The 20,182-nt window shown below is 72.1% G+C and carries 17 protein-coding genes; 10 read left to right on the top strand and 7 right to left on the bottom strand.

What is annotated here, in order from left to right:
• Positions 1-28: 28 nt before the first annotated feature.
• Positions 29-985, bottom strand: coding sequence for a GDP-mannose 4,6-dehydratase (locus G514_RS0101335; RefSeq protein ID WP_028650288.1), 957 nt, complete (start codon positions 983-985; stop codon positions 29-31).
• 34 nt (positions 986-1,019) lie between these two features.
• Positions 1,020-2,480, bottom strand: a complete 1,461-nt coding sequence (locus tag G514_RS0101340) for a sugar transferase (RefSeq protein WP_028650289.1) — start codon at positions 2,478-2,480, stop codon at positions 1,020-1,022.
• A gap of 400 nt (positions 2,481-2,880) precedes the next feature.
• On the opposite strand from G514_RS0101340, the gene galE reads away from it, so the two are divergent.
• From galE to G514_RS0101380, 7 genes are all read left to right on the top strand, one after another.
• Positions 2,881-3,894: a UDP-glucose 4-epimerase GalE gene (gene galE, locus G514_RS0101350; protein ID WP_028650290.1), complete on the top strand. Its 1,014-nt coding sequence runs from the start codon at positions 2,881-2,883 to the stop codon at positions 3,892-3,894.
• 110 nt (positions 3,895-4,004) lie between these two features.
• On the top strand, positions 4,005-4,679 hold the full coding sequence (locus G514_RS0101355; protein ID WP_028650291.1) for an N-acetylmuramoyl-L-alanine amidase family protein: 675 nt from the start codon (positions 4,005-4,007) through the stop codon (positions 4,677-4,679).
• 143 nt (positions 4,680-4,822) lie between these two features.
• A complete protein-coding gene (locus tag G514_RS0101360; RefSeq protein WP_157544543.1) occupies positions 4,823-5,743 on the top strand; it encodes a hypothetical protein in 921 nt (306 codons plus the stop codon).
• Positions 5,744-5,776: 33 nt separating this feature from the next.
• Positions 5,777-6,646 carry a glucosyl-3-phosphoglycerate synthase gene (locus G514_RS0101365; protein ID WP_036563336.1) on the top strand — a complete coding sequence of 290 codons (870 nt, stop codon included), beginning with the start codon at positions 5,777-5,779 and terminating at the stop codon, positions 6,644-6,646.
• Complete coding sequence (gene folP, locus G514_RS0101370) at positions 6,643-7,515, top strand: dihydropteroate synthase (protein WP_036563175.1); 873 nt, start codon at positions 6,643-6,645, stop codon at positions 7,513-7,515. The genes G514_RS0101365 and folP overlap by 4 nt, the downstream gene beginning before the upstream one ends.
• A 61-nt stretch (positions 7,516-7,576) precedes the next feature.
• Positions 7,577-8,062, top strand: coding sequence for a class III extradiol ring-cleavage dioxygenase family protein (locus G514_RS0101375; RefSeq protein ID WP_028650295.1), 486 nt, complete (start codon positions 7,577-7,579; stop codon positions 8,060-8,062).
• A gap of 4 nt (positions 8,063-8,066) precedes the next feature.
• Positions 8,067-8,729 (top strand): dihydrofolate reductase family protein, encoded by a 663-nt coding sequence (locus tag G514_RS0101380; RefSeq protein WP_245582060.1) that lies wholly within the window; start codon positions 8,067-8,069, stop codon positions 8,727-8,729.
• A 10-nt stretch (positions 8,730-8,739) separates the two neighbouring features.
• Here G514_RS0101380 and G514_RS0101385 read toward each other — a convergent pair whose 3' ends face one another.
• Entirely contained in the window at positions 8,740-9,453 is a 714-nt protein-coding gene (locus G514_RS0101385; protein ID WP_245582061.1) for a helical backbone metal receptor, read from the bottom strand.
• An 18-nt stretch (positions 9,454-9,471) separates the two neighbouring features.
• Here G514_RS0101385 and G514_RS30565 point away from each other — a divergent pair, with 18 nt between their 5' ends.
• Positions 9,472-9,618: a hypothetical protein gene (locus G514_RS30565; protein ID WP_169576241.1), complete on the top strand. Its 147-nt coding sequence runs from the start codon at positions 9,472-9,474 to the stop codon at positions 9,616-9,618.
• Between the two features lie 9 nt (positions 9,619-9,627).
• Here the strand turns inward: G514_RS30565 and icmF are convergent, their stop codons facing one another.
• Complete coding sequence (gene icmF, locus G514_RS0101390) at positions 9,628-12,801, bottom strand: fused isobutyryl-CoA mutase/GTPase IcmF (RefSeq protein ID WP_028650298.1); 3,174 nt, start codon at positions 12,799-12,801, stop codon at positions 9,628-9,630.
• A gap of 136 nt (positions 12,802-12,937) precedes the next feature.
• Positions 12,938-13,453 (bottom strand): MarR family winged helix-turn-helix transcriptional regulator, encoded by a 516-nt coding sequence (locus tag G514_RS0101395; protein ID WP_028650299.1) that lies wholly within the window; start codon positions 13,451-13,453, stop codon positions 12,938-12,940.
• A gap of 272 nt (positions 13,454-13,725) precedes the next feature.
• Between G514_RS0101395 and G514_RS24245 the strand changes: the two genes are divergently transcribed.
• Positions 13,726-17,688: a reprolysin-like metallopeptidase gene (locus G514_RS24245; protein ID WP_157544544.1), complete on the top strand. Its 3,963-nt coding sequence runs from the start codon at positions 13,726-13,728 to the stop codon at positions 17,686-17,688.
• Positions 17,689-17,766: 78 nt separating this feature from the next.
• Entirely contained in the window at positions 17,767-18,663 is an 897-nt protein-coding gene (locus G514_RS0101405) for an LLM class flavin-dependent oxidoreductase (protein ID WP_211222008.1), read from the top strand.
• A 70-nt stretch (positions 18,664-18,733) separates the two neighbouring features.
• Here G514_RS0101405 and G514_RS0101410 read toward each other — a convergent pair whose 3' ends face one another.
• Both G514_RS0101410 and G514_RS0101415 read right to left on the bottom strand, forming a co-directional pair.
• A complete protein-coding gene (locus G514_RS0101410; protein ID WP_028650301.1) occupies positions 18,734-19,774 on the bottom strand; it encodes a TIGR03617 family F420-dependent LLM class oxidoreductase in 1,041 nt (346 codons plus the stop codon).
• Positions 19,775-19,817: 43 nt separating this feature from the next.
• On the bottom strand, positions 19,818-20,177 hold the full coding sequence (locus G514_RS0101415) for a hypothetical protein (protein ID WP_028650302.1): 360 nt from the start codon (positions 20,175-20,177) through the stop codon (positions 19,818-19,820).
• Positions 20,178-20,182 lie beyond the last annotated feature (5 nt).

The raw sequence follows: 20,182 nt of genomic DNA on the forward strand, positions 1-20,182 counted from the left end.
TCCGCATCAGGGGCCCCAAGGTCAGGGACTATCCCCTCACCCGGGCCAGGTCGGCCTCCACCATCAGCCGGACGACCTCGTCGAAGGCGACGGTGGGGCGCCAGCCCAGGTCGGCGCGGATGCGGGTGGGGTCGCCGACGAGGGCGGCGGCGTCGACCGGTCGCAGCAGGGCCGGGTCGACGTCGACGTACGACGCCCAGTCGGCGATGCCGACGCAGCGGAACGCCGCGGCGACGAACTCCTCCACCGAGTGGCTCTCGCCGGTCGCGACGACGTAGTCGCGGGCGGTCTCCGCCCGGGCCGCGCGCACCATGGCGTCGACGAAGTCGGGCGCCCAGCCCCAGTCGCGGACCGCGGCCAGGTTGCCGAGGGTCAGCCGCGACGCCCGGCCGCTCGCGATCGCCGCGGCGCCGGTGGTGATCTTGCGGGTCACGAAGTGCTCCGGCCGGCGCGGCGACTCGTGGTTGTAGAGGACCAGGCTCGAGGCGTGCAGGCCGCGGTGGCGGTAGACGTCGACGACGAGGTGGGCGTAGGCCTTCGCGGCGCCGTACGGGTTCACCGGGCGGACGGGGGTGTCCTCGTCCTGCGGCGAGCGGTCGGGCAGCCCGAAGATCTCGGCGCTGGAGGCCTGCACGAAGCGCACCGGCCGGCCCTCGCGCTCCTGGACCTGCCACGCCGACTCGAGCAGGCCGGCCGCGGCGAGGCCGTTGACCCGCGCGGTGAGGTCGGGCTCGTCCCACGAGCGCGCGACCGAGCTGACGGCGGCCAGGTTGTAGACCTCATCGGGCGCGACCTCGAGGAGCAGCGCGCGGGTGGCGCCGACGTCGGCGACGTCGCCGGCGTGCGTGCGTACGCCGGCGACCGGCGCGTCGTCGGCAGGGGAGAGCGCGTGCACCTCGACGCCGTCCGCGAGCAGCCGCTCGGCGAGGTAGCTGCCGTCCTGGCCGCTGACACCGGTGACCAGCGCGCGCGGAGGACGGCTCATGCCGCTCAGTGTCGCTCAGTCCGGGGCGGACGGCTCAGTAGGCGCCGCGGGTGCCGAGCACCGCACCGAGGGTGCGGAACAGGATCGTGAGGTCCTGCAGCATCGACCAGTTGTCGACGTAGTAGAGGTCGAGCCGGACCGCCTCGTCGAAGGCGAGCTCGGAGCGGCCCGAGACCTGCCAGAGACCGGTCATGCCGGGGCGGACGCGCAGCCGGCGCACGGTGTCCTGCGCGTAGCGCGCCACCTCGGTCGGCAGCGGCGGCCGCGGGCCGACCAGGCTCATCTCGCCGAGGAGGACGTTGACCAGCTGCGGCAGCTCGTCGATGGAGTAGCGGCGCAGCCAGCGACCGGGCCGGGTGACCCGCGGGTCGTCCTCCATCTTGAAGAGGCCGTCCTCGAAGCCGGTCTGCGCGTGCAGCGCCGCGAGCTGCTGCTCGGCGTCGACCACCATCGAGCGGAACTTCAGGCAGCGGAACGTCGACCCGTCGCGACCGGTGCGCTCCTGCGCGAACAGCACCGGCCCGCGGTCGTGCAGCTTGACCCACATCGCAGCGACGACGAGCAGCGGCGCGAAGAGCGCCAGCAGGAACAGCGAGCCCGCGATGTCGAAGCACCGCTTGCCGGCGCGCGAGGCGTGCACGGCCCGCGGCTTGTCGATGTGCATGAGCGGCAGCCCGCCGACCGGCCGGACCCGCACCCGCTCGGCGGAGACGTCGGTGACGCTCGGCGCCACGACGACCTGCACGTCGCGCTCCTCGAGCTCCCACGCGATCCGGCGCAGCTGGGTGGCCGAGTCGAGGGCACCGCCGGCGACGAAGATGACGTCGGCCTCGGTCAGGTCGATCGCCCGGAGGAGCTGGTCGGGCGTGCCGACCACGGGGACTCCGGCGCAGGTCTCCTCGGCGTCACCGGACGGCGGCACGAGCGCGCCGACGACGTCGTAGCCGAGCCACTTCTCGCGGCGCAGCACCCGCGCCACGTCGCCGACGTGGGAGGGCGTGCCGGCGATGACGACGCGCTGCTGCAGCGCGCCGCGGGCGCGCGCGGCGTACAGCGCGCGGCGGAGGAGGAACCGGCCGAGGATCAGCGTCGGCACGCCGATCGCGAAGAGCAGGAGGAAGAAGCCGCGGGAGAGCTGGAACTTGGCGAGGTACGCGCCGACCCCCACCAGCCCGGCGGCGAGCACGCTGGCGTTGAGGACCCGCTTGTACTCGTCGGTGCCTGCGCCGAAGACGTCGCGCGAGTAGCCCCCGACCAGCCAGAGCATCAGCAGCCAGCCGCCCATGATGAGCGGGCCGGCCAGGCCGAGGGTGTCGGAGACCTGGACGATCGAGGGGTCGAAGATCGTGAGCTGGTCGCGGCCGAACGTGGCCGCGGCGCCCGCGACGCAGACGGCGGCCATGTCGATGACGAACGCGGTCGGCGTCAGGTAGCGCAGCGCTCGGTGCGGTGCCGCGGTGATGACGGAGAGCCGCGTCTCGGCGAGCAGCGTCACGTCACGCCGCCCGAGACCCGCGTCTTCTCACGGACCTACCAACGGGTAATGGTGATCTGGGTTACTCCCCAAGCAGGTGCTTGGTGGCCGGTCTGGACCACTGACGCGGCATCCCGACCCGCGGCTGCGGGCGCTGTGCCGGAGGATTTCCCGCGTCGTCGCAGCGAGGACGGATCCTCACCCGTCCGTGGCGCGCGAATGCGCCGAAAGTGTCCAGCAGGGGGGCATCATCGATCCGTGACCACCGCGCTCCTGATCGCCCTCGCGGCCGGTGCGTGGCTGGTGGTGCCGTTCCCGCTGGCCGTCCTCGTCGGGCGCAGCCTGCGGGCCGGTGCCGCGACCGCGCGGATCTGACGGGCGCGCCCGGCGCACCTACGCTGGGGCCCATGGAGGTCTCGCGATGAAGGTGCTGGTCACCGGCGGAGCCGGCTACATCGGCTCGATCACGGCCAAGGCGCTCGAGGAGGCCGGTCACGTCCCGGTCGTGCTCGACTCGCTGCTCACCGGCCCGCACGTCTTCGTCCGCGACCGCATCTTCTACGAGGGAGACATCGCGGACCGCGCCCTGGTCACCCGGATCGTCGAGGAGCACCCCGACCTCGAGGCGACGATCCACATGGCGGCGCGGATCGTGGTGCCCGAGTCGGTGGCCCAGCCCTACGAGTACTACCGCGACAACGTCGCCAAGTCGCTCGAGCTCTTCGACCAGCTCGAGCAGCTCGGCAAGCCGCGGGTGCTGTTCTCCAGCTCGGCCAGCCTGTACGCCGTCCCCCACGGCACCGACGACTTCGAGGTCACCGAGGCCGCCCCGCTCGCGCCCGGGTCGCCGTACGCCCGGACCAAGCTGATGATGGAGCAGGTCCTCGAGGACATGGCGGCCGCGACCGACCTGCGCGCGATCATCCTGCGCTACTTCAACCCGATCGGCTCCGACCCCGACCTCGAGTCGGGGATCTACGCCAAGGAGCCCAGCCACGTGCTCGGGCAGCTCGTCATGGCCGCCCGCGGCCAGAAGGACGCCTTCACGATCACCGGCACCGACAACCCGACCCGCGACGGCACCGGCATCCGCGACTACGTCCACGTGTGGGACCTCGCGCGCGCCCACGTGCGCGCGGTGGAGAAGTTCGACGAGGTGCTCGCCGCGGTCGGCGAGCCCAGCGTGGTCATCAACATCGGCACCGGCGCCGGCGTGACCGTCCGTGAGCTGGTCGCGGCGTTCGAGAAGGTCTTCGGCCGCGAGGTCCCGACCCGCGAGGCGCCCTCGAGGCCCGGCGACGTGCCGGGCGCGTTCGCGAACGTCGACCGCGCGCACGAGCTGCTCGGCTGGCACCACGAGCTCTCGATCGAGGACGCGATCGCCTCGGCGCTGGCCTGGGGCGAGAAGCGCCAGGAGATCCTGGGCTACGAATGACGGGTTGCCTGGTCTCGGTCGCGTTGGTTGCGGTGCTCGGGTTGAGTCCGGCGCCCGGCTGCGGAGGTCTCGACAAGCTCGACCAGCGCGCATCACCTTCGCAGTCCAGCGTGCGGCAGGCCCTGGCGGGGAAGGTGATCGTGATCGACGCCGGCCACCAGCTCGGCAACCACAACTTCCCCGCCGAGATCAACCGGCCGGTGCCGGCCGGCGGGTTCAGCAAGCCGTGCAACACCACCGGCACCGCGACCAACGGCGGCTACGCCGAGGCGACGTTCGCGTGGCAGGTCACCCTGCGGCTCAAGGCCAAGCTCCAGAAGGCCGGGGCGACCGTGGTCCTCACCCGCAAGTCCAACCGCGAGGACCGGTGGGGGCCGTGCGTCGACGTGCGCGGCCGGGCCGGCAACGCGAGGAACGCGGACCTCAAGATCAGCATCCACGGCGACGGGTCGCTGGCGTCGGGGGCGCACGGCTTCCACGTCATCTACCCGTCCGACCGGGCGCCGTGGACCGACGACATCCACGAGCCGTCCCGCCGCCTCGCACAGGTCACGAAGGACTCCCTCGTGCGGAAGGGGTTCTCGGTCGCCACCTACATCGCCGGGGGCGACGGCCTCGACGAGCGCTCCGACCTCGGCACCCTCAACCTCTCCGACGTGCCCGTCGTCATGCTCGAGGCCGGCAACATGCGCGACCGCGGCGACGCGGCTGTGATGTCCTCGGCCACGGGCCAGGCGACGTACGCACGCGCGCTGGCGCGCGCTGTACGCACGTTCCTCCGCTGAGCCGCACCCGGGCGAAGGCAACGACTTCTCCACGGTCTGGCCGTTCTGGTTGTCCCGCGCCGTCCCTCCGGTGACAATCGGGGGGCTCCGGACCTCGGCCGGACCCGACCTGACCCAGCTGCCGGACCCATCGGAGGGACGTGGTGACGACGACCGCCCCGAACCGCGGCGACGGCTCGAAGGTCACCGGCGGCGGCAGGCGCCCCGAGCGGCCCGTCCCCGCGGCGCGCTCCGACCGGACGTCGTGGAGCCGGATCGTCATGCTCGTCAACGTCGTGCTCATCGCGGGCGTCGCCATCATCGGCGTGACGCAGCTGCGCGGCGACCAGTCGCCGGACCGCGTCGCGACCGACCCGACGGCGGGGGCCGCGTCCACGCTCGCCGACCCGGACGAGGGGGCATCGGAGGCGCCCGCGACGGAGGCACCCGCCACCCAGGCTCCTGCGACCGAGGCCCCGGCGCCCGGCGGCACCGTCGAGGCGCCGCGGGTCAAGCCGACGATGCGCTCCAACTTCGCCAAGGGCGACCGCTGGCCCGTCGGCGCCGGCTTCCGCGAGACCGGCCGGCTGGCGTGGCCCCTCGGGGTCGTCGACGGACTGATGACCCACGGCCCGGCCGAGGGCCCGAACGCCGTGAGCTGGCTCGAGAAGTGGATGAAGACCGACGTCCGCACGATCGGGGCGCGCGTCCAGTTCGCCCCCAACCACTCCGGCTCGGCCGCGATCACCGCGTGGCACACGTCGGTCCTCGAGACCTCCGGCCTCCAGCAGCCGCGTACGGGCATGCGGCTCGCCCTCCAGCCGGGCGCCTGGCAGCTCGTCGCGCTCGACGTCCACGGACAGTCGACGCTCGAGTCGGGCACCTACCCCGCCAGCGGTCGCTCCGCGACGTTCACCATGGTCCGCCGAGGCGACACCATCTGGATCATCGACCCGACCGGCACGGTCACGCAGGTGCGGGACCCGCGCATCAGCTCGCTCTCCGGGCCGTGGGCGTCGTGGGAGCTGCGCGAGAGCAAGGTCGGCGACCGCCCGGCCGGCTTCCAGGAGATCTGGGCGGGCTGAGGGCTCGTCCGGGGCACCGTTAGCCTCGTGAGCATGGTGGCGGAAGGCGCGAGGTGGGCCGACCGCAACACCCACCACTGGGACGACTGGACCCTGGAGTCGCTGCTCGCGGCCAAGGCGGAGCGCGTGGTCAGCCTCGTCGTCCCGGCCCGCAACGAGGCGGCGACGGTCGGCGCCGTCGTGACCCGGGTGCGGGAGGCGCTGGTCGACACCGTCGCGCTGCTCGACGAGATCGTGGTCATCGACTCCGACTCGACCGATGCGACCTACGACGTCGCGACCGACGCCGGCGCGGTCGTGCACCGGTCCGCCGAGATCCGGCCCGACCTCGGCACCGTGCCCGGGAAGGGCGAGGCGATGTGGAAGTCGCAGTTCGTGACGCGCGGCGAGGTCCTCGTGTTCATGGACGCCGACCTGCTCGACTGGGACACCCACTTCGTGCCGGGGCTGCTGGGGCCGCTCCTCACCCGGCCCGAGGTGCTGCTGGTGAAGGGGTGCTACGAGCGGCCGATGCGAGCCGGCGAGACGGTCGTCCCCTTCGAGGGCGGCCGGGTGACCGAGCTCGTGGCAAGGCCGCTGATCCGGCTGCTGTTCCCCGAGCTCGGCGGGGTGCTCCAGCCGCTGGCGGGGGAGTGGGCGGTCCGGCGGTCCCTGTTCGAGACCCTCAGCGTGCCGACCGGGTACGCCGTCGAGCTGGCTGCGCTTGTCGACACCGTCCGCGAGCACGGCCTCGACGCGCTCGCCCAGGTGGACCTCGGCACCCGCGCGCACCGGCACCAGAGCCTGCGCGACCTCAGCGGCATGGCGACGCAGATCCTGGCCGCGGCGCTCACGCGTGCCGGCGTACCGACCTCCTCGGAGCAGGTCGTCGAGCCCGAGCGCCCCCCGGCGGTGACGGCATGACGACGGGTGTCCTGCGCCTCGGCCGGCACACGTTCAGCGACGACGCGACGCTGATGATGGCGATCGTCAACCGCACCCCCGACTCCTTCTTCGACAAGGGCGCGACCTGGGAGGAGGACAAGGCCTTCGAGCGGGTCGCGCAGGTGGTCGCCGAGGGCGCGGAGATCGTCGACATCGGCGGCATCAAGGCTGCGCCGGGGGTCGAGATCGGCGAGGAGGAGGAGAAGGCACGGGTCGTCGACTTCGTGTCCCGGGTGCGCGAGGCGTTCCCCTCGCTCGTGATCTCGGTCGACACCTGGCGCGCCTCGGTCGGGGACGCGGTCTGCGCCGCGGGTGCCGACGTGCTCAACGACGCCTGGGGCGGTGCCGACCGGGAGCTGGTCGACGTCGCCGCTGCCCACGACGTCGCGATCGTGTGCACGCACACCGGGGGAGTCACGCCCCGCACCCGGCCCTACCGGATCGAGTACGACGACGTGGTCCACGAGGCCGTTCGCGACACGGTCGCCTATGCCGAGCGGGCGGTCGCCGCGGGAGTGGCCCGCGAGTCGGTGGTCATCGACCCGGCGCACGACTTCGGCAAGAACACCTTCCACTCCCTCGAGCTGACCCGACGTCTCGGCGAGATGGTCGACACCGGCTGGCCGGTGCTCGTGTCGCTCTCCAACAAGGACTTCGTCGGCGAGAGCCTCGACCTGCCCGTCGGCGAGCGGCTGACCGGCACCCTCGCCGCCACCGCCGTCTGCGCGCTGGCCGGGGCTCGCATCTACCGCGTCCACCAGGTCGTGGAGACCCGGCAGACCGTCGACATGGTCAACACCATCGCCGGGCGTCGCCTGCCCCGGCGAGCCATCCGGGGACTCCAGTGAGCGAGCAGCGGACGCGAGGTCGCGGCCGGCGCGTCGAGACCACCGCAGGGAGGGCTGGACGGTGACCAGGGTCGTGGTGGTGCCCGGCGTGCTCGCGCTGCTGCCCGAGTACGCCGGGATCGAGGATCCCGTCGCCGAGCTGCGCACCGCCTGCCTCGAGGCCGTCGGTTGGCTCGGTGCGGACGTGCGGACGTTCGGCGACCGGCAGGGCAGCCGGGTCGCGCGGCACCTGCTCGACGCGACCTCCCGCAGCGGTGACGAACCGTCGTACCTGGTGGTCGGCAACGGCTCGGCCAAGCGGACCGAGAAGGCGCCCGGACACTACGACGAGCGGGCCGAGGCCTTCGACGCCGAGCTCGGTGCCGCGCTCCGCGCGGGGCGGGCCGTCCGGGAAGGATCCCTGGCGCGAGAGCTGTGGGCGAGTGTCGGTGCATTCGCCGTGTTGGCGGAGCTCGGTGTGCCGGACGAGGTGCAGGTCGACTACGACGACGCGCCGTACGGCGTGCAGTACTGGGTGATGCGCCTCTCGATCGAGGACCGGCGGTGACCTGGTGGAGCTGCTGAGGCTGGCCGACCAGACCGACGACGACCTCGACCGTCTCTACGCCGTGCCGTCGTCGCCCTGGCTGCGGGTGAACATGATCAGCACCGTCGACGGCGCCGCCACCGGTCCCGACGGCAGGAGCGGCGGCATCAACAACGTCGCGGACAAGCGCGTCTTCGACACCCTGCGCCGGCTCTGCGACTGCGTGGTCGTCGGTGCAGGCACCGCCCGCGAGGAGGGCTACCAGGACGCGTCGAAGCCGCTGGTCCTGGTGAGCCGTCGCGCCGAGGTGCCGCCCGGCCTGCGCGACGCACCATCCGGGTCGGTCCTCATGGCCACCTGCGCGGCGGCCGAGCGCCTCGACGAGACCCGCGAGCTGCTCGGCGCCGACCACGTGCTCGTGCAGGGCGGCCACCGCGTGGACCTGGCCGGCCTCAGGCACGCCCTCACCGAGCGGGGGTTCGCGAGCATGCTCGCCGAGGGCGGGCCGCACCTGCTCCGCGACCTCCTCGCCGAGGGCGTCGTCGACGAGCTCGACGCGACCGTCGTGCCGCGGCTCCTCGCCGGCGAGCACCCGCGGATCACCGACGGACCGCCGGTCGACGTGGCCCTGCGGCTGACCCTGCTGCTCGAGGACCACGGCACGCTGCTGGCCCGCTGGCTGACCTGAGGCCGCGCACTCAGAGCGACCGCGCCTCCAGCAGCGACGGGCCGTACCACGTGAGCAGCCGGCCGCTCACGAGCCGGGTCGCCGTTCGCGGGAACGCCTCGGGCCCGTCGTCGGCGGTGAAGACGTACGGCTCGTCGGGGAGCAGCACGAGGTCGACGCCCCTCGCCTCGACCTCGCTCGGCGCCACGGTCGGGTAGCGGTCGGCGCTGTCGGCGAACGCGTTGGCCCAGCCCAGCCGACGGGCCAGGTCGCCGGTGAACGTCGCGCTGCCGACGACCATCCACGGGTCGCGCCACACCGGGATCGCCACCGACGCCGTGACCTCCGGCAGCGGACCGCACCACAGCTCCCTGACCTCGCCCAGCCAGGGCGGCCGCTCCCAGCCGAGCACCTCGTCGAAGAGGTGCTCGTAGGCCTCGACCGCCTCGGGCACGGACTCGACGCGGGTCACCTCGACGCGGACGCCGGACTCGCGCAGCCGGCGTACGTCGAGCTCGCGGTTCTCCTCGCGGTTGGCGATCACGACGTCGGGTCGCAGCTGCCTGATGGTCTCCAGGTTGGGGTTCTTGGTGCCGCGGACCCGCGCCTCGAGGGTGTCGTCGAGGTCGGCCGGGTGCGTGCACCAGTCGGTCGCGCCCACGACCGCGTCGCGGCGTACGGACGCCAGCGCCTCGGTGATGCTGGGGACGAGGCTCACCACGCGTCGTGCGGATCCGGAGGACACGCGGACACTCTTCCCGATGTGGAGCGGGGACGGGGCGCCAGGTTCCCGCTGACCTTCAAGGCCAAGGCCGGCAAGCACACGCTGCTCGTGCGAGCGGTGAGCGCGGCCGGCGTGACCGACCCGACGCCGGCGTCCTACGCGTTCAAGGTCAAGCGGAGGCGCTGAGCGGAGCGCTCAGACGTTCCGGCGGTAGGCGCCGCCGACCTCGAAGAACGCCTCGGTCACCTGGCCGAGCGAGCAGACGCGGGCGGCGTCCATGAGCGCCGCGAACACGTTGCCGCCGGAGGTCGCGACCTCCTTGAGGTGGGCCAGCGCCGCGGTGGCCTCCTGCTCGTGCTGCTCCTGGAAGGCGCGCACACGGGTGAGCTGAGACTCCTTCTCGGCGTCGGTCGCGCGGGACAGCTCGACGTGGTCGGGCGTGCCGTCGTGGCCGTTCTCGGAGTGCGGCCGGCGGAAGGTGTTGACGCCGATGATCGGCAGCGAGCCGTCGTGCTTGCGGTGCTCGTAGAGCATCGACTCGTCCTGGATGCGGCCGCGCTGGTAGCCGGTCTCCATGGCGCCGAGGACGCCGCCGCGCTCGTTGATCGCGTCGAACTCCTTGAGCACCGCCTCCTCCACGAGGTCGGTGAGCTCGTCGATGACGTAGGAGCCCTGGAGAGGGTTCTCGTTCATCGCGAGGCCCCACTCGCGGTTGATGATCAGCTGGATCGCGAGCGCGCGGCGCACGGACTCCGTCGACGGGGTGGTGACCGCCTCGTCGTAGGCGTTGGTGTGCAGGGAGTTGGCGTTGTCGTAGATCGCGATCAGCGCCTGGAGCGTGGTGCGGATGTCGTTGAAGTCCATCTCCTGCGCGTGGAGCGACCGGCCGCTGGTCTGCACGTGGTACTTCAGCTTCTGCGAGCGCTCGCCGGCGCCGTACTTCTCCTTCATGGCGACCGCCCAGATCCGGCGGGCGACGCGGCCGATCACGGAGTACTCCGGGTCCATGCCGTTGCTGAAGAAGAACGAGAGGTTGGGCGCGAAGTCGTCGATGTCCATGCCGCGCGCGAGGTAGGCCTCGACGTAGGTGAAGCCGTTGGCGAGGGTGAACGCGAGCTGGCTGATGGGGTTCGCGCCGGCCTCGGCGATGTGGTAGCCGGAGATGGAGACCGAGTAGAAGTTGCGGACCTGCTTCTCGATGAACCACTCCTGGATGTCGGCCATGCAGCGCAGAGAGAACTCGGTCGAGAACAGGCAGGTGTTCTGGCCCTGGTCCTCCTTGAGGATGTCGGCCTGCACCGTGCCGCGGACGGTCTTGATCGCCTCGTAGGGGTCGATGCCCCTCTCGCGCGCCTGGTCCATCGCGGTGTTGAGGAAGAACGCGAGGACGGTCGGCGCGGGACCGTTGATCGTCATGCTCACCGACGTCGCCGGGTCGAGCAGGTCGAACCCGTCGTAGAGCTCCTTCATGTCGTCGAGCGTCGCGACGCTCACACCCGACGTGCCGACCTTGCCGTAGATGTCGGGACGCTCGTCGGGGTCGCGGCCGTAGAGCGTCACGGAGTCGAAGGCCGTGCTCAGCCTCGTCGCGGGCTGGCCCTCGGAGAGCACCTTGAAGCGGCGGTTGGTGCGCGCCGGGTCGCCCTCGCCCGCGAACATCCGGGCCGGGTCCTCGTCGTCGCGCTTGAACGCGAAGACGCCGGCGGTGAACGGGAACCGGCCGGGGAGGTTCTCGCGGCGGAAGTACTTCACGAGCTCGCCGTGGTCGGCGTACGCCGGCAGGGAGACGCGCGGGACGCGGCTGCCGGACAGCGACTCGCGGCCGGGGTGCGCGGCGTACTCCTCGACGACGGAGGGCCAGTGCTCGAGCTGCTTCCTCACGTCGTCGTCGAGCGCCGTCTCGGCGGCCTCGAGGCTCGGCGCCAGCGCGCCGCGCGCCTCCGCCACGGTGTCGGCCACCCACGTCAGCCGCTGGACCGCCCGCGCCTGCTCGACCAGCTCGTCGGTGCGGGCGTGGTAGGTGCGGACGGTTTCGGTGATCTCCGAGAGGTAGCGCACCCGCTCGGCGGGGACGACCTGCCGGATCTTCGAGGAGTGCCGGACGTCGACGCGGGGGAGCGCGCCCTCGTCGAGCCGCAGGGCGTGGCTCCCCTGCTCCTCGGCGAGCAGCTCCTTGAGGTGCTGGTAGAGGGCGGTGACGCCGTCGTCGTTGAACGTCGCGGCGCTGGTGCCGAAGACCGGCATGTCCTCGGCCCGCTTGCCGAACGCCTCGCGGTTGCGGACCAGCTGACGCGCGACGTCACGCATGGCGTCCTCGGCGCCGCGGCGCTCGAACTTGTTGATCGCGACGACGTCGGCGAAGTCGAGCATGTCGATCTTCTCGAGCTGGCTCGCCGCCCCGAACTCCGGCGTCATGACGTACATCGACGTGTCGACGTAGGGCACCACGGCCGCGTCGCCCTGGCCGATGCCCGGCGTCTCGACCACCACGAGGTCGAAGCCGGCCGCCTTGAGCACGGTGATGACGTCGGCGAGGTAGTCGGGGAGCTCGTGGGCGCCGCGGGTCGCGAGGCTGCGGAAGTAGACGCGGCTCCGGTCCATGTCCGGCAGGTCCAGGCTGTTCATCCGGATGCGGTCGCCGAGCAGCGCGCCGCCGCCCTTGCGGCGGGTCGGGTCGACCGCGACCACCGCGACGCGCACCTTGTCCTGCTGGTCGACGCGCAGGCGGCGTACGAGCTCGTCGGTGAGGCTGGACTTGCCGGAGCCTCCGGTGCCGGTGATGCCGAGGACGGGCGCCGGGTGCTGCTCGGCGGCCCGGCGCAGGGCGTCGAGGGCGTCGGCCGGGAGGCGGCCCGTCTCGACGCCGGTGATCGCCCGCGCGACCGCGAGCCGGTCGCCGCTGATGACGTCGTCGGCGGTGACGTGCTTGCTGTCCCAGAGGTCGAAGTCGAGGTCGGCGACGACGGAGTTGATCATGCCCGGCAGCCCGAGGCGCTGGCCGTCCTCGGGGGAGAAGATCGTGACGCCGCTGCGCCGGAGCCGGTCGATCTCGTCGTGCACGATCACGCCGCCACCGCCGCCGACGACGTGCACGTGGTCGGCGCCGCGGGCGCGGAGCGACTCGACGAGGTACTCGAAGTACTCGATGTGGCCGCCCTGGTAGCTGCTGACGGCCACGCCCTGGACGTCCTCCTCGATCGCCGCGTCCACGACCTCCTGGACGGAGCGGTTGTGCCCGAGGTGCACGACCTCGCAGCCCTGGCTCATGAAGATCCGCCGCATGATGTTGATCGACGCGTCGTGCCCGTCGAACAGGCTGGATGCGGTCACCAGGCGGACCGGGTGCTGCGGGACGTGGAGCTCAGGCATTGCGTGGACCTTCGGTAGTTGGACGTCCTAGTAATTGTGCCACGGCGTCCGAGCGAGGGGATAGTCCCTGACGTCCGTGCCTGCGGAACCGGCGGCTCCACACGCACCAGCGTCAGGGACTATCCCGAGTGGGGGCTCAGTCCACGGTGTCGCCGGCGTCCTTGCGGAGCACGCCGAGGAGGCGGGTGAGGTCGGAGAGCTCTTTCGCGGAGACGCCGGGGCGCTGGAAGACGTCGGCGTTGAGGCCGTCGGTGGCCTTCTCGACGACCGCGCGGCCGGCGTCGGTGATCGAGGCGAGCACGACGCGGCGGTCGTCGTCGTGGCGCAGGCGCTCGACGAACCCCTGCCGCTCGAGGCGGTCGACCGCGGAGGTGACCGACGTCGGGTGCACCTGCAGCAGCGAGCCGAGCCGGGTCATCGGCATCGCGCCGCTCGAGGCGAACGACAGCAGCCGCAGCACCTCGTAGCGCGCGAAGGTCAGCTCGAGCGGGCGCAGCACCGCGTCGATCCGCTCCATGAGCAGCTGCTGGGCGCGGACCAGCGACGTCACCATGACCATGCCGTCCGCGGCGTCACCCCATCCGTGCCGCACCCACTGGCGGTGCGCCTCGCGGATCGGGTCGCGCCTGGCGTCCGCCGAGGGTTCGCTCACCCGCAGCATGGTAGGGACTCGGGCGGGCGACCACGGCGGTCAGCCCGACCGCGGACGCCGCGAGCACGTCGAGCTCGAGGTACGGCGTTCGGCGGACGCGCGCCGGACCGGGCGAAGGAGCGAGCGGCTCGAACCCAGCTATGACCCGGCGTGACCATCCCGGTGACAGCGCCGGAATCTGGCCTACCTGGGGGATGGTCGCGGACGCGGTCGCGGACATAGGTTGCGCCTGTTCCGTCCGTTCTCGGCAGACACCCCCGAAGGATTCCCCTGTGCTGAGCACCTCTCGTCGGGATGGCGCCCGCCGGGGCACGCGCGTCAGCGCGATCGTCGCTTCCGCGGCCGTCGTGGTGACCCTTGTCCCCGCCCTGCTGCTCTCCTCACCGTCGACCGCCGCGAGCGCCCGCGCCGCGGCTCCTGCCGCCCCGTCCGCCTCCCCCTGGACGGCGTCCAACCGGACGCCCCAGGCGCAGCTGAACGGGCACAAGCGTCGGGTGAACCCGAGCGCCTTCCGGGCCTACACGCTGAACGCGGCGCAGATGCGAGCCGCGCTCGCGGACGCACCTCGCGAGGGCACGCGGGGGGTGCCGGCCACCGTGCGGATCCCGGCGCCCAACGGACAGCTCGTCTCGTTCGAGGTGGTCAGCTCCCCGATCATGCAGTCACGGCTCGCGGCCGCCCACCCGGACATCCAGACCTACGCCGGCCGGAGTGCCGACGGTCGGGCCTCGGTGCGTCTCGACATGACGCCGATGGGCTTCCACGCCTACGTGCGCGGAGCACACGGTGGCGACTCGTGGTATGTCGACCCGGCGTACAACGGCGACACCAGCCTCTACCTCTCCTACCTGGGCGCCGACGCCGAGGAGCCTGCAGGCGGGTTCCAGGAGGGCGCGATCGAGGCCCAGGCCGCCGAGGACGCCCCCGTACACACTGGCGAGGCGCCGGGTGACCTCACGAGGCTGCGCACCTACCGGCTCGCGCTGGTGACCGACCCCGGCTACGCCACCTACTTCGGTGGTCAGGCCGTCAACGACGGCAACCACGACCCCGAGTCCAACGCCATCGTCCTGGCCGAGAAGGTCACGCTGATGAACCGGGTCAACGAGGTCTACAACGACGACCTCGCGGTCCGCCTCGAGCTGATTGACGACACCGACAAGCTCAACCTCAACACGGCGGCGATGGCGACCCTGCCGAACGGCCCGTGCGGTGCGGCGGCGTGCTTCTCCACCGCGAACGTCACGCAGTGCTCGAGCCTCGGCATCATCCGCATCGTGCTCGGCCAGCTGGTCGGCGCCGACAGCTACGACCTCGGCCACCTCGCGCTGGGCGCGCCCGGCGGCGGTGTCGCGGGCCTCGGCGTGGTGGGCGGCAACAACAAGGCGCAGGGCTGCACCGGCATCCCGACGCCCGAGGGCGACTACTACGCGGTCGACTACGTGGCTCACGAGATGGGCCACCAGTTCGGCGGCAACCACACCTTCAACGGCAACCAGTACAACTGCTCGGGCGGCAACCGCAACGGCGGGACGTCGGTCGAGCCCGGCTCGGGCACCTCGGTGATGGCCTACGCCGGCATCTGCCAGCAGGACAACCTGCAACCGCACTCCGACCCGTACTTCAGCCAGCGCAGCCAGAGCGAGATCACCGCGAACATCGTGGCGACGAAGGCGAACGTCAACGAGGTGCAGACCGTCTCGCTCTACGGCTTCGACGGCGCGGACGCGATCACGCTGACCTTCAAGAACCAGACCACGGCGCCGATCCCGGCCGGGTCCACCTCCGCCCAGATCGACGCGGCGCTCGAGACGCTGCCGGCGATCGGCCCGGGCGGCGTCACCGTCTCGGGCTACAACAACCAGAACAATGCCACCGGGCTGGCCAACGGCATCCAGGTGACCTTCGGCGGCCCGGGCCTGCTCGGCGCCGACCAGCCGCGGATGACGGTGACGCCCGTCGCCGGTGACGTGACCGGGTTCGTCGGCACGACCGCGCAGGGCGGTCCGCAGACCAACGGCGGCCACACCGTCGAGGACACCGACAACCACAACCCGACGGTGACCGCCCCCGACGACAAGACGATCCCGATGCTGACGCCGTTCACGCTGACCGGCAGCGGCACGGACGCCGACGACGACTCGCTGATCTACCTCTGGGAGCAGAACGACCGGGGCGGCAGCAGCGGCAACCAGCTGGTGAGCCAGACCAAGACCAACGGTCCGCTGTTCCGGGTCTTCGGCACCTACGCCGACGTGACCCCGGCCGGCACGGTCACGATCCACTCGCCGGGGGAGAACCACGCCACCGGCGACCCGTCGCGCACCTTCCCGGACATGCAGCAGATCCTCGACAGCAACTACAACGCCGCCACGCCGACGCCTCCGGTGTCACCGGCGACGACGTGGTTCGGCAGGTGCCCCGACGCGCCCCCGCCGCCGGTGCCGTTCCCGCCGGCCACCGGCACCGGCATCACCAACGTGCCCGTCGCGACGGTGGAGTGCTTCGCCGAGTGGCTGCCGGACTCGAGCTACGTGGGCGACGTCCTCGCTGCCAACAACGAGCCGTCGCTGCACTTCCGGCTCACCGCGCGCGACCAGCACGCCGAGGGCGGCGGCTACGCGTTCGACGACGTGAAGCTGACGATCGACAAGACCGCCGGGCCGCTGCTCGTGCAGGGTCGCAACACGGCGGCGACCGCTGCCGTCGGTGGGCGCGAGGAGAACATCACCTGGACGGTGAACTCCACGGACAAGCCGACGCTGGCGCCGAACGTCAGGATCTCGGTGTCGACCGACGGCGGCCTCACGTGGCCCTACGTGGTCGCCGACAACGTGCCGAACGACGGCGCGCAGCGCATCACGTGGCCCAACGTCGGCACCGACCGGGCCCGGCTCAAGATCGAGGCCGTCGACAACTACTTCTTCGACGTCAACAACCTCGACTTCGCGATCAATCCGCGCCTCGTGGCGACCGGGCCGGCCGCGTCGTCGTACTCGGTCCAGTACAGCGACGGCCCGACCACCCCGATCACGGTCAGCGCCGAGACGGGACGGCGCGACGGTCCGGGGCTCTCCGCCTCGGCGTCGGGCCTGCCTGCCGGGCTCAACGTGACCGAGACCGACACGTCGGGGGCCACCGGCCCGCTGACGTCGACGTTCACGGTGTCGGGGCACGCGACCGACGCGCCGGGCACCTACCCGGTGACGGTCACCGTGACCGACGGGACGGACTCCGAGGAGCTCGACTTGACGATCGAGGTGACCGCGGAGGACGCGACCGCGACGTACACCGGTCCGGCGACGGTCGAGGCGCCCGTGGGCGGCAACGACGTCGTCACGGTCCCGCTGAGCGCCCACGTGACGCAGGCTGCCGACGGCAGCCCTGGTGACCTGACCAAGGCGACGGTGACGATCAAGGACACGATCGCCAACGAGGTGCTGTGCGCCGACGCCGCGGTCGACGCCAACGGCGACGCGAGCTGCTCCTACTCGGCGGACATCCCGCTGCAGTCGGGCCGGGTCTACAACCTGCAGCTGCAGGTCGGCGGTCGCTACGCCGGCTCCGGGACCGGCTCGCTGAGCGTCACGATCGACCACACCGACCCGCAGACGTCGATCACGTCGGGTCCGGCCGAGGGGAGCCTCCTGCTCGACACGGCGACCAGCATCGGCATCGGAGCCGACGAGAGCCCGGTGACCTTCACCTGCACCCTCGACGGCGCGACGCAGGCGTGCCCGACGTCGCCGGTGTCGCTGAGCGGGCTCAGCGCGAGGACGCACACGTTCTCGGTCTTCGCGACGGACCCGGCCGGCAACGCCGACGAGACCCCGGCGACGCGGAGCTTCACCGTGCCGCTGGACGACGTCGCACTGGCGTCGACCAAGGGCTCGTGGAAGCGCGCCGGACAGGCGGGTGCCTTCGGCGGCACCGTGTCGACCTCGAAGAAGAAGGGGTCGACGCTGAGCACCACGATCAGCGGAGCCACGTCGCTGTCGCTCATCGCGACCACGGGCAAGAAGGGCGGCACCGTCAAGGTGTTCCTCAACGGCCAGCTCCTCAAGGCCATCTCGCTCAAGGGCGCGGCGGCCGGCAAGGTCGTCATCCCCGTGGCGACGTTCGCCTCCGCCCAGTCGGGCACGGTGACGATCGTCAACGACACCAAGAAGGCCAAGAAGAAGAAGAAGCAGAAGACGGTCGTGATCGACGGCCTCGGGGTGGTCACCGCCTCCTGACCGACGGTCGACGTCGAGCCCGGTGCCGGACCCGTCCGGCACCGGGGTCGCTGGCGTGGGTCTGACAGGGTGCTCCCCATGCGACTCGGGATGACCCTGCCGGTCATGGAGCCGGACCTGTGGGCCGAGCCCGACACGCTCGAGCGCTGGGCGCGGGCGGTGGACGCGGGGCCGTACGCCTCACTGTGCTTCGGCGAGCGGATGGCCTTCGACAACCCGGAGACGCTGACCCTGCTCGGCGCGGTCGCGGCCTGGACGTCGCGGGTCCGGCTGGTGACGACGGTCATCGTGCCGCAGCTGCACCGGCCGGCTCCGCTCGCCAAGGCCCTGGCGACGGCCGACCGGCTCAGCGGCGGCCGCCTCACCGTGGGGTTCGGGGTCGGCGGCCGGGTCGAGGACTACCGCGCCGCCGAGGCGGACGGGCCGCAGACGATGGGGGAGATGTCGCGCCTGGCCGGGCTCGTGCAGCGGGTCTGGGCCGGTGAGAAGCTCACCGAGGCGGAGCGCCCGGTCGGGCCGCCGCCCCTGCAGCCGGGTGGACCGCCGCTGCTGGTCGGGACGATGGGCCCGCGCACGCTGCGCTCGGCCGCGTCGTGGGCCGACGGCCTTGCGGGCTTCACCCTCGACCTCGACGTCGCCGCGATCTCCGGGCTGCACGACGTCGCGCGCGCCGCGTGGTCGGACGCCGGCCGCCCCGCCCCGCTGCTCACCACGTCGTTCTGGGTCGCGCTCGCCGACTCGCCGTCCGGCGTACCCGACGCGCGGGCGCAGGTGCACCGCCACCTGCGCCACTACATGAACTGGCTGCCGCCCGCGCTCGTCGACGCCATGGCGCCCACGACCGGCTTCGCCGGCACCGCCGCCGACCTCGCTGACATCCTGCGACGCCTCGAGGACGTCGGCACCGACGAGGTGCACGTGATCCCGACGTCGACGGACGTGGGGTTGGTGGAGCGGGTCGCCGAGCTGGCCTGACGTGGGGTAACTCACCGTTCGGTGTGCTTCCACGCCGTTCTGCCGGTGTGAAAGCGGACCGAACGGTGAGTTACCCCAAGTCCGCCGCCGGCGCCTGCGGAGCAGCCGCCCCCAGAGCCGCAGCCAGCGCCGCCACGTCGGCCAGGTCGACGTCATAGCCCGGGAAGTAGCAGCAGACCCGGTCGGCGAGGTCACCGAAGCGGCGGTGCAGCTCGGCGGCGACCTCCTCGGGCGTGCCGCGCACGGCGAGGGTGTCGACCATCGCGTCGTCGACGAGGTCGATCATCTCGAGCACCGACCCGGTCTTGGACAGCGCGTTGAGCTCGGGCTGCAGGTTGCCACAGCCCTCGACGTCGAGGACCGACCGGTACGCCGGTGTCGAGCCGTAGAACGCCAGCAGCCCGCGCACGCCGAGCGTCGCGGCGGCGAGCTGCTCGGGGGTCCGGCCCATGGCCACGATCGCCTGTGGGTAGACGGTGAACGGGCTCGGGTCGGTCCGCCTCGCCAGGCCCTCCTCGACGGCGGGGAGCGTGCGCTCGCGGACGTGGCGGTGGCTGTGGAACGGCATCACCAGCAGCCCGTCGGCGACCTCGGCCGCCGTGCGCGTCATCAGCGGGCCGAGCGCGCCGAGCAGGACCGGCGGCAGACCCCACTCGAGCGGGCCGGGCACGAACGTCGGCGGCATCAGCGTGTGCCGGGTGTGCTCCCCGCGGAAGTCGAGCCGGGTGCCGTCCTGCCACGACCCGAGGATCGCCTTCACGGCCAGCACGATCTCCCGCATCCGCGCGGCCGGCGGCGACCACGTGGCGCCGTACCTCTTCTCGACGTGCGGGCGGACCTGCGAGCCCAGGCCGAGGCGGAACCGGCCGCCGCTCATCCGCTGCAGGTCGTGCGCGGTGTGCGCGAGGTGCATCGGCGAGCGCGGCATCGCGATGGCGACGTTGGTCATGAGGTCGGTCTCGACGCCCGCCGCGGCCGCCGCGGCCAGCGGCAGGAACACGTCGTGCGGCCCCTCGAAGGTGAACAGCCCGGCAGCTCCGGCCTCGACCAGCTCGCGGGCGCGGGAGGCGGCGTGCTCGGGCGGTACGTCGAGCTGCAGGTCGAGGAGCACAGCCGAAAGGTAGTGCCCGGCGCGGCTGCGGTGCAGTTCTCGCCTAAGGCGAGCCGTAGATCGATCTGTCCGGGGCCGGCGGCGTACGCCGGCTGCGCATCACCGCCCACACGATCAGGAAGACCCCCAGCACGCGGGCGATGGTCATCACCGTGCCGAGGTGCTCGTGGAACAGCACCTTCTCGTAGATGTGCGAGCTGTCGAGGAACGTCACCTCGGCCGTCGCGGCCGCAACGACTCCAAGCACGACACCGACCAGCAGCGACCCGATCCCGCCGATGGTCGCCCACGCCTGCGAGCGTCCGAGCCCGAAGCACCACATCGCGAGCCAGAGATAGGCGAGCGCCTCGAGCAGGAAGAGGACTGTCTGGACCTTGTACTCGGTCTCGCTGAACGGGAACATGCGCG

This window comes from Nocardioides halotolerans DSM 19273 (genome assembly GCF_000422805.1).
GTDB classification, from domain to species: Bacteria; Actinomycetota; Actinomycetes; order Propionibacteriales; family Nocardioidaceae; genus Nocardioides; species Nocardioides halotolerans.